Annotated in this window: 14 protein-coding genes; 3 read left to right on the top strand and 11 right to left on the bottom strand. The window is 63.2% G+C overall.

Going from position 1 to position 14,060, the window contains the following annotated elements; translation table 11 throughout:
* Nucleotides 1–83 precede the first annotated feature (83 nt).
* Nucleotides 84–2,531 (top strand): thrombospondin type 3 repeat-containing protein, encoded by a 2,448-nt coding sequence (locus tag OJ996_RS00165; RefSeq protein WP_264509915.1) that lies wholly within the window; start codon nt 84–86, stop codon nt 2,529–2,531.
* Nucleotides 2,532–2,612: 81 nt separating this feature from the next.
* Here OJ996_RS00165 and OJ996_RS00160 read toward each other — a convergent pair whose 3' ends face one another.
* Genes OJ996_RS00160 through OJ996_RS00150 form a run of 3 tightly spaced genes read right to left on the bottom strand, consistent with a single transcriptional unit; the run spans nt 2,613 to nt 4,364 of the window.
* Entirely contained in the window at nt 2,613–3,374 is a 762-nt protein-coding gene (locus tag OJ996_RS00160) for an SDR family NAD(P)-dependent oxidoreductase (protein WP_264509913.1), read from the bottom strand.
* The gene (locus tag OJ996_RS00155; RefSeq protein ID WP_264509911.1) at nt 3,361–3,594 is read right to left on the bottom strand and encodes a hypothetical protein; all 234 of its coding nucleotides are present in this window, start codon (nt 3,592–3,594) and stop codon (nt 3,361–3,363) included. The genes OJ996_RS00160 and OJ996_RS00155 overlap by 14 nt, the downstream gene beginning before the upstream one ends.
* A 32-nt stretch (nt 3,595–3,626) precedes the next feature.
* Entirely contained in the window at nt 3,627–4,364 is a 738-nt protein-coding gene (locus OJ996_RS00150) for an SDR family oxidoreductase (RefSeq protein ID WP_264509909.1), read from the bottom strand.
* 164 nt (nt 4,365–4,528) lie between these two features.
* On the opposite strand from OJ996_RS00150, the gene OJ996_RS00145 reads away from it, so the two are divergent.
* Nucleotides 4,529–5,473: an AraC family transcriptional regulator gene (locus OJ996_RS00145; protein ID WP_264509907.1), complete on the top strand. Its 945-nt coding sequence runs from the start codon at nt 4,529–4,531 to the stop codon at nt 5,471–5,473.
* A gap of 6 nt (nt 5,474–5,479) precedes the next feature.
* On the opposite strand, the gene OJ996_RS00140 is transcribed toward OJ996_RS00145, so the two are convergent.
* The 5 genes from OJ996_RS00140 to OJ996_RS00120 form a co-directional block, all read right to left on the bottom strand.
* Complete coding sequence (locus OJ996_RS00140; protein WP_264509905.1) at nt 5,480–6,673, bottom strand: GAF domain-containing sensor histidine kinase; 1,194 nt, start codon at nt 6,671–6,673, stop codon at nt 5,480–5,482.
* A gap of 132 nt (nt 6,674–6,805) precedes the next feature.
* Complete coding sequence (locus OJ996_RS00135; RefSeq protein WP_264509903.1) at nt 6,806–8,185, bottom strand: sensor histidine kinase; 1,380 nt, start codon at nt 8,183–8,185, stop codon at nt 6,806–6,808.
* A complete protein-coding gene (locus tag OJ996_RS00130) occupies nt 8,182–8,850 on the bottom strand; it encodes a response regulator transcription factor (protein ID WP_264509901.1) in 669 nt (222 codons plus the stop codon). Before OJ996_RS00130 ends, OJ996_RS00135 begins: the two co-directional genes overlap by 4 nt.
* 79 nt (nt 8,851–8,929) lie before the next feature.
* The gene (locus OJ996_RS00125) at nt 8,930–9,400 is read right to left on the bottom strand and encodes a hypothetical protein (protein ID WP_264509899.1); all 471 of its coding nucleotides are present in this window, start codon (nt 9,398–9,400) and stop codon (nt 8,930–8,932) included.
* Between the two features lie 286 nt (nt 9,401–9,686).
* Nucleotides 9,687–10,331 (bottom strand): TetR/AcrR family transcriptional regulator, encoded by a 645-nt coding sequence (locus tag OJ996_RS00120; RefSeq protein WP_264509897.1) that lies wholly within the window; start codon nt 10,329–10,331, stop codon nt 9,687–9,689.
* Between the two features lie 194 nt (nt 10,332–10,525).
* Here OJ996_RS00120 and OJ996_RS00115 point away from each other — a divergent pair, with 194 nt between their 5' ends.
* Nucleotides 10,526–11,269 (top strand): SDR family oxidoreductase, encoded by a 744-nt coding sequence (locus OJ996_RS00115; protein ID WP_264509895.1) that lies wholly within the window; start codon nt 10,526–10,528, stop codon nt 11,267–11,269.
* Nucleotides 11,270–11,624: 355 nt separating this feature from the next.
* Here the strand turns inward: OJ996_RS00115 and OJ996_RS00110 are convergent, their stop codons facing one another.
* From OJ996_RS00110 to OJ996_RS00100, 3 genes are all read right to left on the bottom strand, one after another.
* Nucleotides 11,625–13,118 (bottom strand): sialidase family protein, encoded by a 1,494-nt coding sequence (locus tag OJ996_RS00110; protein WP_264509893.1) that lies wholly within the window; start codon nt 13,116–13,118, stop codon nt 11,625–11,627.
* 144 nt (nt 13,119–13,262) lie between these two features.
* The gene (locus OJ996_RS00105; RefSeq protein WP_264509892.1) at nt 13,263–13,601 is read right to left on the bottom strand and encodes a hypothetical protein; all 339 of its coding nucleotides are present in this window, start codon (nt 13,599–13,601) and stop codon (nt 13,263–13,265) included.
* A complete protein-coding gene (locus OJ996_RS00100) occupies nt 13,585–13,998 on the bottom strand; it encodes a hypothetical protein (RefSeq protein WP_264509890.1) in 414 nt (137 codons plus the stop codon). Before OJ996_RS00100 ends, OJ996_RS00105 begins: the two co-directional genes overlap by 17 nt.
* Nucleotides 13,999–14,060: the final 62 nt, after the last annotated feature.

Below are 14,060 nucleotides of genomic sequence, written 5' to 3'. Positions count from 1 at the left end.
CCCATCCCGGGAATGGCCTAACCCATAAACCCAACCAAGGGCCGCATCTTTTAGCGGCCTCGTACCATTGACCCGTGACGATGATGAATGAAACCCATCTCAACCCACGGCCCCGCACGCGGCGAATCATCGTCGCGACGGGCCTCTGCTTTCCCATCTGCGCCGGAGCCATCCTAGCCGCGGACTTCCCCATCGGCGTGAACTTCACCGAGACCGCGTCCCATATGTTAGATGCGGGAGAAACCGCGGGCGCCCCCGGCTTCGAGCACACCAACTGGAACAACCGCGGCCGCTGGGGAAACGCCGGCCCGCTCAACGACAACACCGGCACCGCCACCGCGGTGAATCTCAAGTGGGACTCCACCAATCTCTGGGCGAACAACGCCAACGAGACCCTCGGCGGAAACCACAAGATGATGAAGGGCTACCTCGATTCGAACGGTACCGCCATCACCGCTCCCTTCGACGGCGTCTTCGGCAACAGCGATGACAAGCCGATCATGCTCCTCACCGGCATGAACGCCTGGATGACCGCCAAGGGCCTCACCTCCTACAGCGTCGTCATCTATAGCGATGGCGACGACGGCACCGGCAACCGCGCCTCGCGCATCTGGCTCGCCGCCGCAAATCCCGGCAGCCCCGTCGCTGGCGACCCCGGCCTCGGCGGGGACCTCACCAGCCGAGTGGATGTCATCGACAACTCGAACTGGGGCACCACCCCCACCTTCACCCGCGTCACAGGCACCTCCGGCACCGGCAACTACGTCGTCTTCAGCGGCCAAACCGCCGACGCCTTCTACATCCGCGTCGATGAAGCGGGCAGCGTCCCCCTCCGCTGCCCTGTCAATGCCATCCAGATCATCGGCACCAATCAGGTCAATCTCGCCGATACCGATAACGACGGCATGCCCGATGTCTGGGAAAGCAACTTCGGCCTCAACCCCAACGACAACGGCTCGGTCAATCCCGACAACGGCCCCTCCGGCGACCCCGACGGCGATGGCCGCACCAACATCCAGGAGTACAACTCCGGCAACAACAGCACCAATCCTAACAACCCGGACACTGACAGCGATGGACTCGAAGACGGCGCGGAATTCACCGCAGGAACCAACCCCAACAACACGGATTCCGACAACGACCTCCTGCCGGATGGTTGGGAAGTCGCTAACAATCTCAACCCGCTCGACGACGGCACTACCAACATCAACAACGGTCCCGACGGCGATCCGGACTCTGACGGGCTGGTCAACATCCTCGAATTCGAGTTCGGCGCCGATCCAAACGATGGCGATACCGACGACGATACCCTGAGCGACGGCGTCGAAAGCAAGACCGGCTTCTGGGGCGGCGAAGTCGCCACCGGCACCGACCCCGTCAAGGTCGACTCCGATGCCGACGGCCTCGCCGATAACCTCGAAAATCCCGAGGCCGCCTACGTCGCCGGCATCACTCCGGGCACCGACCCGAACCTAAGCGACAGCGATGGTGACGGCACCAACGATCGCTGGGAATTCCTACTTGGCACGAACCCGGCCTCGGACACCTCGAATGTTCCGAAGGTCGCCGTGACGAACCACAGCTTCGAACTCCCCGCCACCGCCACCTTCATCCAAGGCGTCCCGACCAATTGGACCTTGGCCAATGGCCCGGCCCCCGAAGATGCCTTCGTCGAGAATACCGCCTCGGTCGGCATGAGTGGTGGCGATGGCACCCAGTTCGTCGGCATCGAGCAGGACACCGCTTACCTCCACCAGGATACCGGTGTCGCCTTCAGCCCGAATACGACCTACATCGTCGATCTCGCCAGCGGCTATCGCGTCGGCTACGGCACCAGCCGGGTTGAGCTAGGCCTCTTCTCCAGCACCGCCGTCGGCACCGATCTCGGCTACCCCGGCTGGATGGATATCAACGGCGTGATCACCACCTCCGGCAATCCGGATGCAGATGGCATCTACAACAAGTTCCGCGATGCCAGCGCGCTAGCGACCATCGGTTCCGGCGCTCTCGGCCGTGCCTACGCCTTCGTCACCGGTGCCACACCGCCGCCGGGGAATATCGTCGTCTTCGTCCGTCAGGACGGTGGCGGTCGCGAGCTCGTGGACAACGTCCGCATCCTCGCCATCCCGAATTCCACCGATGTCGACAACGACGACCTCCCGGACGCATGGGAACTCGCCAACCGTCTCGATCCCCGCAGCGCCACCGGCGATAACGGAGCCACCGGCGATCCCGATGGCGACGGCTTCACCAATGCCGAGGAACTCGCCGCCGGTAGCGATCCGGACTTCGCCGGCAGCACCCCGGTCGTCGTCGAGCCCTCCATCATCTCGAGCGGCTTCAATGGCACCGCCTTCGAAGTCACCGTGGGAAGCCTCGATGCAGCCAAGACCTACACTTTGGCCCGCGGCCTGAATCTCGGTGGCTTCACCCCCATCGGCACTACCTTCACGGGCGGCACCACGCACACCTTCATCGATACCACCCCGCCTCCGGGCCGGGCCTTCTATCGCGTGCAAGAGACGCCCTGATTTTCCTGGGTTAGAGGTCTGTAAATACGGAAGCGGCCATCCCTTCACCGGGATGGCCGCTTATCGTTTATCCGGAACCTCTCAGAGAAATACCCCGCCGGAGGCTTCCACCCGCTGCGCATTCACCCAGCGCCCTTCTTCGGAGCACAGGAAGGCCACCACCCCGCCGATGTCATCCGGCACACCCACGCGGCCGAGCGCGGTCGATGACGAGATCATCTCCCTCACCCCCGGCCTGCCGAGATGCGCCGCCGTGAAGTCCGTCTCGATCGCACCGGGTGCCACCACGTTCACCCCGATCTTCCGCGGGCCCAGCTCCTTCGCCAGGTAGCGCGAGAGCACCTCGATCGCCCCCTTCATCGCCGCGTAGGCAGAGTATCCGGGAATCGTGAAGCGCGCCAATCCGGTCGAGGTGCACACGATCCGCCCGCCATCCGCGATCACGGGCAGCAGCCGCTGCGTCAGGAAATACACACCCTTCAGGTGCACGTTGTAGAGATGGTCGAAGTTCTCCTCGCTCATCTCCGCGAAGGGCGCGGACGATTCCACCCCGGCATTGTTCACCAAGAAGTCGAAGCTCTCCCGCTGCCATTCCGCCGCGAGCACCTCGCGCACCGCATCGGCGAAGACCGGGAAGCCGGCAGTGGAGGATACATCCAGTTGCAGCACCGCGGCCTTGCGCCCGAGCGCCGCGATTTCCGCCGCCACTTCTTCACCTTCCTGCCGCCGCTCGCGGTAGGTGAGGATGACATCCGCGCCCCGCGCGGCCAGCGCCAGGGCGATGTTTCGGCCCAATCCGCGGCTCGCGCCGGTGACCAAGGCAATTTTGTTAGAGAGATTCATGGGTATGGGATTCGGTCGGTGCTTGTTCCAGGTGGAATGCCTCATCCGCGCACAGCGGATGGAAAGGTTCCGCGCTGAGCCGCTTCGCTCCTTCCGCCGGGAAGGCGGCGGCCAGCACGAAGAGGACGAGCGAAACGAGGATAAAGGTCTGCCGCAATGGCTGGTCCATGCGCTCCCGCAGGCTGCGGTAGGCGCTGAGATTCAGGATCGGAGCATTCATGGTGGTTTGGAATAAGGTTTCAAGGTTGCAGCTCAATAGGGGCTCGCGGTCGGGCGGACGATGATCTCGCTCACATCCACATCCCCGGGCTGCTCGATCGCGAAGCCGATCGCGCGACCGATCGCCTCCGCCGGGATCGCGACCTCGCGGAAGGCATCCATCGCTTCGATCGTGCTCTCATGAGTGATCGTATGAGCGAGTTCGGAGGTAGTTACTCCCGGAGAAATCACGGTGACGCGAATATCGGTGTTCTCCTGGCGCAATCCCTCGGAGATCGCGATCACCGCATACTTCGTCGCGCAATAGACCGCAGCCGTCGGGAAGGTCGCGTGTCCGCCGATGGAGGACACGTTGATCACCTGCCCGTGGCCCTGCTTCTTCATCAGCGGCAGCGTCGCCGCGATGCCGTGCAGCACCCCGCGGATGTTCACGTCGATCATCTGGTTCCATTCGTCGATCTTCAGCGCTTCCAGCGGCGAGAGCGGCATCACCCCCGCATTGTTCACGATCACATCCACGCGGCCGAACTTCTCGATCGCGAAGCCCACGAAGGCTTGCACGTCATCCAGGTCGGTCACGTCCAGCGTGGTGAATTCCACCGCGCCGCCTTCTTCGTTGAGCTGCTTGGCCAGTGCTTCCAGCCGCTCGGTGCGGCGCGCGCCGATCACCAGGCGGTGTCCCTTGCGGGCCAGCACCCGGGCGGTGGCTTCGCCGATTCCGCTGCTGGCACCGGTGATGAGAACGACTTTCGATTCGGAGTTGGTCTTCATGTTTCTGATTGGTTTGGCGGAGAAGCTTTATCGCCTGTCCACGATCAAACCGTATCCCTCTCCTCGCTTTCACGATAGACCCGATGGCCCGGAATCATTGCCTGATCCTACGATCACCCAGATTCCCATTGCCAAATCGTCCCGCCTGATTGCCTATTCCTCTCATGAGCAACAATAGCACCCGGAAGACCGCCACTCGACCGGATTCGATCGCCTCGCCGCGTGACACACGCCTCGTCGATCTGTTAGCCGGACTTGCCCAAGGCGAGGGCTTCAGCCCCTCGCGTTTGCCCGGCCTCAAGTTCATGCGCTCCACCGCCGCGATCGTGCGCACGCAGGTCTCCTATGAGCCCAGCATCGTCATCGTCGCTCAGGGCCGTAAACGCGGCTACCTCGGCGAGCAGATGTTCACCTACGATGCGAACCATTATCTCGTACTCTCCGTCCCCCTGCCCTTCGAGTGCGAGACCGTCGCCTCGCCGGAAGGACCTCTGTTAGGCATCTCCATCGGCATCACGCCCGCCGTTGTCGCGGAGATCATGATGGAGCTGGAGAACGCGCTTCCGATCCCGATGGGCAAGCCTCAGGCCATTCGTGCCAATCCGCTCGACGACCGCATGTACGACACCGTCGTGCGCCTTGTCGAAGCACTCGGCGATCCCGAGGAAGCCCGCATCCTCGGCCCCCAGTGCGTGCGCGAGATCATCTATCGCGTCCTCCGTCATGAGGAAGCAGGCACCCTCCGTGCCCTCGCCGCCCCTCACACCCACTTCGGTCAGATCAGCCGCGCCCTCCATCGCATGCACGCGGAGTATGCCCAACCCATGGACATGGCCACGCTCGCCAACGAGGCTGGCATGAGCGTCTCCACCTTCCACGCCCACTTCAAGGCCGTCACCAGCTCGCCCCCGCTCCAATACCTCAAGTCGATCCGCCTCCACAAAGCCCGCCTCCTCATGGTGAACCAAGGCGAAACCGCCGGCAGCGCTTGCCGCCTCGTCGGCTACGAAAGCGCCTCCCAGTTCAACCGCGAGTTCAAGCGCTTCTTCGGCGACACCCCCGCCGCCGTCGCGGAGCAAATGCGCAAGAGCTTGATCAACCTCGTGTGAGCGGATTCAGGCACCTTCCCCCTCAGACCCACGCGTGCCCATCACGAAGGTGAAGCGGGTTTCCACCTCGTTCGACTGGACCCGGATGTTTCCTCCGTGCGATTTGGCAATCTCCGCCGCGATATAGAGGCCCAAGCCCAAACCTTCCTGAGAGGGCGATACCTTCCCTCGCGCAAAGGGGTGGAACATCCGTGCGAGAATCTCCGGAGCAATCGGCTCCGCTGAGTTTGCCACGGAGAACTCGAACATTCCGTCCCGGCTTTCCGCCTCCACCCTTACCGGGGTTCCTTCCTTGCCGTGAGTGAACGCATTCCCCAGCAAGTTGGTGAAAAGCTGGGCCAAGCGCTTGCGGTCGTGCAGCACGGGCTCCTCCAGAGCCAGGCGCCGTTCGACCCGTCTCCCGGGGTGGGACAGTTGCAGTTCCTCCACCACCTGCACCAGGAGCGGCTCCACCGGCGCAAGCGAGCGTCCCTCCAAGCTGATGCCACCACCGAGGCGGCCGCGGGCGAAGTCCATGACATCCTCGATCAAGCCGGACATCCGCCGCACGCTCTGTTCCATCATCGCGACCACACGCTCCGCCCGCACATCCAGCGCGCACATCTTCAGGATCTCGGTACCCGTGGATAAGGCGCCCAGCGGATTCCGGAGATCATGCCCCAGCACGGCGATGAATTGCTCGCGAAGCTCCGCATGGACACGCTCCGCACGCAGATCGGACTCGCTCATCGCCAAACGCTCGGCGGACTCGATATGAATCGCGATGAGCTCCGCCAAGAGCACGAACATGTTGACGATCTGCTCCGATTCGACGCTGGCCGGCTTCGGATCGATCGCGCAGAGCGTACCGAAAAATCGCCCGTCGCTCAAGACGATCGGCACCGAGATATAGCTCTGGAATCCGTACTTCAGCGGAGTGTGATGATCGCGATACACGCCGCTCTCCGCCACGTGATCGATCGCCACCAAGCTACGGTGGCAGCGGATTTCGTTGCATATCGTGGTTCCCAACTCCAACTCACCCCCAGCCTTCAGGCCGAATCCGATGTCGTCCCTCACGCTGCAAGCAATCCAGCGATCCTCGGTGACACGGGCAACGGCGGCGAAACCCATTCCTGTGACACGGCACACCACATCGAGGATGCGGGGGACCGCGGCAATGCCGGAGATAAGCGAGAGGTCTTTCTGAAAATCGTCCACGTCAAGGGAAGCTTGGCCAAGAAGAACGCTCCACTTCACATCGGGCGAAGCACGGCGCAAAGGGATCATTTCCAGCCCTACCCCCCGATGACCAGTGGATTCGGCCCGGCGACTGAAGTTCGCATCTGCTGCTTAGCGATCTGCCAGGATCACCTCAATGCGAAGAACCCCCTCCTCCGAAAGCGTCGCCGTGCACTTTCCGCCCAGCAAACCCGAGCACGCCTTCACGATCGACATCCCTAGCCCCGAGTGCCCGTAGCCGCTGTGCGACTCATCCTTCCGCCAGAAACGCTCGAACAATCGCTCCAGATCCTCCCGCTCCAGCTCCGGCGCATCGTTGCTGATCGCCAGCACTCCCGAGCCATACTCCAGCCTCACCTCGGATCCCTCCGGCGCATGCGATACCGCATTCCCCAGTAGGTTCTGCAGGATCGTCCCCCACAGCACCGGATCGGTGCGCAGCGGCTTGTCGTCCACCTGCGTGTCGAAGCGGATCTTCCGCGCCGTCGCCTTCGCTTCCACCCGCCCCAGCGCCGTCGCGATCGTCGCCACCGGGTCGACCTCTTCGATCGCCAGCGGTTGTCGCCCGGCATCCGCCCGCGCTAGCAGCGCCAGCTTGTCGAGCAGCGCCTCCAGTTCGTTTGCCACCGTCACGATCTCCCCACAGCGCTCGGGCGTCGCTTCCTCCGGCCACATCGCGCCCAGCTCCGCCATGCTCTTGATCTCCGCCAGCGGCGTCCGCAGTTCGTGCGCGGCGTGGCTGCTGAAGCGCCGCTCCCGGTCGAAGGAGGCCTCCAGCCGCGCCAGCCAATCGTTCAAGCTCGCCGCCACCGGCACCAGCTCGGCCGGCAGCCTCCCCGTCTCCAGCCGTTGGTGCAAGCTCTCGGGCCGGATCGATTGCACCTCCGCCGAAAGCTTGTCGAGCGGCTTCAAGCCGCGGCCCAACCCGATCCGGATCACCGGCACCATCAGCAGCAGCGCCAGACCGCCCGCCACCGCCAGCACCGTGGCCAGCAGCGCCAGCTGGATCTGTAGCCCGCGGATCGGACTCGCCACCACCAGATAGAGATCCTGGAAGCGCCCCTTCTTGTCGTCCTTCGGGTAGAAGCGCTGGATATAGAATCGGGCCGGCCGCTCGTCGCCGAGCTTCGCCTCGCGGATCCGTGCCTCGTCATTCTGCGGGGGCTTGCCGGACTTGCCGATCTGGATGCTCGCGGACTGCAGCGAGGGGGAGCGCTGGAAGACCGTTCCGTTCATCCGCCGGATCTCGAAGTAGTCGCCTCCTCCCGCGCCGAAGCCCGCGAAGTCTTGCACCGTCATGTCGATCTCGAAGTCCCCGTCATCGATCTCGGAGGCTGTGATCAGCGCCGTCGCCTTCGCCGTCAGGGTCGCGTCGAATTGCTCGCGCAGGACGTGCCGCATCCCCACGAAGACGCCCACGCCCGTGGCCACGAGCAGCGCGCCCATGGCCAGGCAGAGGAGGATCGTGAGACGCCAGCGGATCGAGATCATGCTTCCAGCACGTAGCCCAGCCCCCGGCGGGTATGAATCAGCGGCGGGGTTCCGGGCGGACACACCTTGCGCCGTAGCGAACAGATCGCGGAATCAACCGCGTTGCTCAGCGGCCCTTCCAGTTCCGCATAAAGCCGCGTCTCGATCTGTTCGCGGCTCATCACCTGCCCCGGGCGGCGCGCCAGGCATTCGAGCAACGCGAATTCGCGCGCGGTCAGCACGATGTCCTCGCCCTCGCGGCGCACGGACTTCGCCGCGGTATCGATCTCCAGCGGCCCCACCATCAGCTTCGGATCGGGCTGCGCATAGCGGCGCCGCGCCAAGGCTTCCAGACGTGCCACCAGTTCGGCCAGCGCGAAGGGCTTCGTCATGTAGTCGTCCGCCCCGTCACCGAGCCCCCTCACTTTCTCTTCCACGCCATCCAGCGCGGTGAGGAGCAGCACCGGCGTGTCGATCCCGTCGCGCCTCCAGCCGCGCAGCACCTCCAGCCCGTCTTTGCCCGGCATCATCCGGTCGAGCACCACGGCATCATAGTTCGTCGCGCGCCCCATCAGGTCGCCTTCCTCGCCATCCTCGGCGAAATCCACGGCATGCCCCATGCGCGTCAGCGCTTGGGTCAGCGTCGCGCGCAGCCGGGGCGCATCTTCCACGATCAAGAGTTTCATCGTCGGTAGAAAGAGCATGATGCCGGAGGCGGCATTCGTCCACCTCCGGCATCGTTCGAGCAGATTTGGCAGGCAGCCCTCAGTCGTCAGCCTCCTCGGTCTGGCTCAGAATCGCACCGTTCACCGCCAGCACCACGTCCAGGTCCGGCTCGCCGGTCCGGTCGATCTCCACGTGATAGGTCACGGTCTCGCCGTTGGTTTCCTTGTCCACGTCGTCGACCGAACCACCCAGGCCTTGCACCGCGTTACGCACCGCTTCCGGCGCCTCGCGCAGCACGATGTCCTCCAGCGTCTTCACCAGTGCACCGTTGCCGGACACATAGATCTTCAGGTCGCGATCGCGCGGCAGTTCCACTTCGGCGATGTAGATCGTCTTGCCTTCGATTCCGATCACATCGACTTCATCGATGCGGCCGCCACGGGCGTTGTCGTTCACCGTCGTCTGCACGGCTGGAGGGCAATCCGCGAGGCGGACTTCACGGCGCTCCACTTGGGCGGAGGCAAAGGCGGTCGTGCAGGCGAGAGCGATCAGGGTCGGGATGGTCTTCATGTTGTTGTTCACTTGGTTCATCAATCGTGATGCGACACATCTACCCCCCTTCCATGACGGGATGATGACGCCCCCGAAAGAAATCGCGGCGCAGCCGCCTTGGACTGCGTGCAGCCTGCTGCGGGGCACAGGCCTCGCACACCCATCATCAGGCCAAAGCTCACCAACCCCCTTCCGCGCAACCTCGCGACTACCCCGCTCCTGGTGCCACTCCCGCGAACAGAGTCCTCATCCTATTCGCGTCCATTGGCGTCCATTCGCGGTTAAAACCTCTTCTCTTCGAATCTCACCCCCCACCCTTCAGAGCCGGCAACAACACCCGATCCAAGAGCCCTTCATAAACCTCCCGGTCGAACTGCTTCCTCTGCACGCTCGTCCTGAATGCCGTCATCGCCACGATCAGTTCGCAAACCGCTTCGATTTCCGCACCGGCCGGCAGTTCTTTCCTCTCTACCGCCCGCTCCATCAGCTTGCGGTTTACCTCCGTCCACGGCTCGAAGATCCCCGCCAGCGCCTCGTCATAGTACTTCGGGTGTTGCGTCGAAAACGATCCCAGCCCTGCCAGTACCCGTAGCTTCCGTTCGCTATGCTCCAGCGAATACGGCTTCATCAAGGCCAACAAATCCCCGCGTAGGCTTCCCGTATCCGGCAGGCGACCCAACTCGATCGAAGCCCGGCTCATCCCGATCAAAGCATCGCGCACCAGTTCCTCTTTCGATGACCAGCGGCGATACAGCGTCGCCTTCCCCGCCTTCGCCCGCGCAGCGACCAGATCCATCGTCATGCTGTCGAAACCGACTTCGGCCAAAATCTCGACCGTCGCCTCCAGCAACTCCTGATCGCGCCCTTGGGCCCGCTTCCGCCCGAGCGGCTTTGCCGCCCTCACCTCTCCGGCGGCCTTCTTTTCTCCTGATTTCTTGGCTTCACCCATCGCTTCGCTCCAGTCCGCACGCTGCGGAGGAAACCCGCCGAAAGGGAGCCCAAAAATCCAGTTCCTTGAACTCATGACTCATCCTAAAGGCCTAGCGTTATTTACGAAACTATTTAGTTTCGAAACTTGCCGGTTCCGTTTTTCATGTTTTCTTGAGCCCGGAACCCACCAACCCGGTTCCGATCAACACCAACATGAAAACCATCCTCATCACCGGCTGCTCCTCCGGCTTCGGTCTCGAAATCGCCAAGCACTTCCTCGACCGCGACTGGAAAGTCGTCGCCACCATGCGCACGCCGGATCCCGAAGTCCTCCCGTCCTCGGAAAACCTCCGCATCCTCCCCCTTGATGTCACCGATGCCGCGAGCATCGCCGCCGCCATCCGCGAAGCAGGCCCTATCGACGCCTTGGTCAACAACGCCGGCATCGGTCTGCTCAACGCCCTCGAAGGCACGCCCATCGGGAAGATCCGCGAGATCTTCGAGACCAATACTTTCGGCACGATGGCCGTGACTCAGGCAGTGTTGCCCCAGTTCCGCGAACGCCGGGCAGGCGTCATCGTGAACGTCACCTCCAGCGTCACGCTCAAGCCGCTCCTCCTGCTCTCCATCTACACCGCCAGCAAAGCGGCCGTGAATGCATTCACCGAGTCGCTCGCCTTGGAGCTCGCTCCCTTCAATATCCGCGCCGCTCTCGTCCTGCCCGGCCAAGCCCCCGACACCCGCTTCGCCGACAATGCCCGCGCCCTCATGCTTGGCATTCCCGAAGCCTACGACGACTTGGCTCAAAAGGTCTTCACCGGATGGGCGGAGTCCACCGACCCAAAGACCAAGTCACGCGATGTCGCCGAGGCCGTTTGGTCCGTGGTCACGGACCCCGCGGCCCCCTCCTTCCTACCCGCCGGCCCCGACGCTGTCGCATGGGCCGCCGCGCGCTGAGCGAATTAAGGCAGGGACGACCTCCGGGCGGTCAAGATAATCGCGTGTCTCTTTCCGAGGAAGGCATGAAAGCAACGGGCTGCTGCAGCATCCCTTGCTCTTCATCTCCGTCCATCCGTGCTCCTTTAGGCCAATACCCTTAAGGACCGGGAAACCCATTCACCACGGATTATACCATTTAGAGGATTGGACGGATTCAAAGACAGGATTTGAACGATCTCGAATCGGAATCTCTCTGCGCGGACCCAGCACAGCCACATCCGTGTAATCCGTTAAATCCGCACAATCCGTAGTCAATTTGTCCGAAGCTACCTACGGACCGCCCTCCAAAAATGAGTCCTTAACGGCATTGCCCTCAAGGCAGCCGCAGAAAGTACAAACTCCCCTTCCCCTCGTAGATCACTCCCACCCGCCCTTGATCCAGCGGTGCCAAGCACGAATAGCCGAAGCCCCCGCGCGAATCGTAGAGCCACTGCGTCTCCTCTGGCCAGGTCACTCCCTGATCCTTCGATTGCTTCAGAGTCATGCGATCCCGCGCCTTCACGCTATCGGGATTGGAGAACCACAGCGCTTCATCCCGGGCGAGCAGGCTTCCCATGCATACCGGTTCCCGCAGTGCCTTGCGGTCCGTCGCATGCAGCTCCCAAGTCTCCCCCAGATCCTTGCTCACCGCGATCGTCCGCGCTCCTCCCCGATTGTCCCGGCAGTTGATCATGATCGATCCGTCCGCCAGCTCTACCACTTGGGCCTCCGTGGTGTCGCTCTTCACTCCACTCCCGGTTTCCCAAGTCTTCCCGCCATCCTTCGAACGGATCAGGGTCGACCATGGCTTCCCGTCCGCCGCCCGGTACTGCGCGGCGAAAACGATCGTCCCGTCCCGCAGCACGATCCCCGCGCCCGGCCCGTTGAAGAATAAGCGCCACGCCGGATCTTTCGTCTGCCCGGTAATGTTCTCCGGCTTCGACCAGCTCTTGCCCTCGTCGTCGCTATGAACGAGCACGAGCTGCCCGGTCTCCTCCGGGCTCATCCCCGGGCCCGATCCATTCCATCCGCGGTTGCCATGGCTCCATAGCGCCGCAATCCAAATCCGTCCGGTCTTCGGGTCCACCGCGATCGCCGGATCCCCCACCCCGTCATGGCCATGCTCCGGATCGTTTCCCATGTCGATCGCTACCCGCATTTTCTCCCACGACTGTCCCTCGTCGGTGGATCGCGATACGCCTACATCGATGTTCGCCGGCAGATCCCCGGCATGATCGTAGCGGATATCGTATACCGCGAGCAGGGCGCCTCCCTTGGTTCGGGCTAGTCCGGGGATGCGGTACGACTTCGAACCATCATCGCCCGGCAGCCTCACCGCGTAGCCGATCCGCTGTGCGCCGGGTGGGGAGCTTACCGGCGTTTGATGGGTCTTCCCCCCCGCCTTGACCCCGAAGACCGAGGCATCCACCACCCCGTCAAGCGAAGCGTCTTCCCTGATCTTTGGCGAGATCCAGAACCAATGCGTCCCCCGCTCCAAGCGATGCTTTGGCGCCACGCGTTGCCGCTCCCCTGCCTTCCTGTCTCCGGCGATCACGGCACCAGGCTCCGCACCCGGGTCAGCCCCGCCGGCGCGAACCTCGAAACTCGCGATGTCCTTCAGTCGCGTCGTCCCTCCGAAACCCAATTCGATCTCCTCCAGTTCGAGCACCCCCTCCTCACCCCCAACCTCCACCTTCAAACCCAGTACGGGATTGAAATCCTCACGCACGAATGCCGGACAAATGGGCTGCACCGTTTCGACCGAAACGACATGAAGCGGAGCCGCGGCCAAGGGCGCCGCGGCAAGCAGGAACGAAAAGCGGAGCATCGGATCCATCATCCGGACATTCTACGACTCCGGCTACCCACCGCTTGCCGGTTGGTTCTGGCAACCAGTTCGGGTCCGGAAAAAAGAAGCGGGCGGCACCCCCTTACAGGAAGGGATACCGCCCTATCCGGGGGAAAAGCCGTATTAGCGTTCAGACCGGAGCCACTGCTCGTGACCCCAGAGTCCCCAGACGACACCCGCCAGACCTGCAGTCAGGAGGGCGAAAGGCGCAAGCGAGACGATCTCCACCAAGGTGGGACCGAGATCGTTTCTCACCGGAGAGGCCAGCAGGTGCGGCAATGCCAGCACCCACAGGCGCCCCAAGAGCAAGAGCAAGGCTCCACAGGCCAGCAGCGAGCCGCCCCAGGAGCGGTAGCGCTGCGAAAGCCGCACCGCAGCCAAGCCTAGCAAGCCCAAGCCGATCACACCGAAGGCATCCATCACGAAGCCTCTCTCGACGACAAACTCAACGAACTGGCTCATGGGAAGAAGAAATCGGGACTTGGATCGGGGCGGTGGACTTCTCGGTTTCGAACAGGCCGGCGTGCATCGCGGCACCCAAGCCCAGCAGCAACCAGCCGCAGTTCATGGAAACCATCTTGGCAAGGTGCCAACCGATCTGGCTGGCCGTGTGTTCGAATAAGGCACCGCCGTCCGGAGATACCGGGACGATCATGCCCCCTTGGTAGAGCGGCATTACCACGGCGTAGCCGAAGGCCAGCATCAGCGCTCCCGCCATCAGGACCCGCGGCGCCCAGCCGGAGGTCCCCCGCGTGATCCGCCACACCGTCAGCAGCAGGAACACGCCCATGATGATCATGAACACCGGCCGCATCGCGCCAATCGACGCCAGCAGCAGGACAGGGGGGAGGAAGCTCATGCCGTTAGATTGGCATGAGCATAAGTCATTGAGCAAGAGCTTACTAGATCGGACAACCCGAC

This window comes from Luteolibacter rhizosphaerae (assembly GCF_025950095.1).
Taxonomy (GTDB): Bacteria; Verrucomicrobiota; Verrucomicrobiia; order Verrucomicrobiales; family Akkermansiaceae; genus Haloferula; species Haloferula rhizosphaerae.
This window is presented reverse-complemented; position numbering and strand designations above follow the sequence as displayed.

Bases quoted from the DNA above. Each gene is read 5' to 3' on its own strand.
- OJ996_RS00165 (WP_264509915.1), top strand. From the start codon at position 84: ATGAATGAAACCCATCTCAACCCACGGCCCCGCACGCGGCGAATCATC.
- OJ996_RS00160 (WP_264509913.1), bottom strand. From the start codon at position 3,374: ATGAATCTCTCTAACAAAATTGCCTTGGTCACCGGCGCGAGCCGCGGA.
- OJ996_RS00155 (WP_264509911.1), bottom strand. From the start codon at position 3,594: ATGAATGCTCCGATCCTGAATCTCAGCGCCTACCGCAGCCTGCGGGAG.
- OJ996_RS00150 (WP_264509909.1), bottom strand. From the start codon at position 4,364: ATGAAGACCAACTCCGAATCGAAAGTCGTTCTCATCACCGGTGCCAGC.
- OJ996_RS00145 (WP_264509907.1), top strand. From the start codon at position 4,529: ATGAGCAACAATAGCACCCGGAAGACCGCCACTCGACCGGATTCGATC.
- OJ996_RS00135 (WP_264509903.1), bottom strand. From the start codon at position 8,185: ATGATCTCGATCCGCTGGCGTCTCACGATCCTCCTCTGCCTGGCCATG.
- OJ996_RS00130 (WP_264509901.1), bottom strand. From the start codon at position 8,850: ATGAAACTCTTGATCGTGGAAGATGCGCCCCGGCTGCGCGCGACGCTG.
- OJ996_RS00125 (WP_264509899.1), bottom strand. From the start codon at position 9,400: ATGAAGACCATCCCGACCCTGATCGCTCTCGCCTGCACGACCGCCTTT.
- OJ996_RS00120 (WP_264509897.1), bottom strand. From the start codon at position 10,331: ATGGGTGAAGCCAAGAAATCAGGAGAAAAGAAGGCCGCCGGAGAGGTG.
- OJ996_RS00115 (WP_264509895.1), top strand. From the start codon at position 10,526: ATGAAAACCATCCTCATCACCGGCTGCTCCTCCGGCTTCGGTCTCGAA.
- OJ996_RS00110 (WP_264509893.1), bottom strand. From the start codon at position 13,118: ATGCTCCGCTTTTCGTTCCTGCTTGCCGCGGCGCCCTTGGCCGCGGCT.
- OJ996_RS00105 (WP_264509892.1), bottom strand. From the start codon at position 13,601: ATGAGCCAGTTCGTTGAGTTTGTCGTCGAGAGAGGCTTCGTGATGGAT.
- OJ996_RS00100 (WP_264509890.1), bottom strand. From the start codon at position 13,998: ATGAGCTTCCTCCCCCCTGTCCTGCTGCTGGCGTCGATTGGCGCGATG.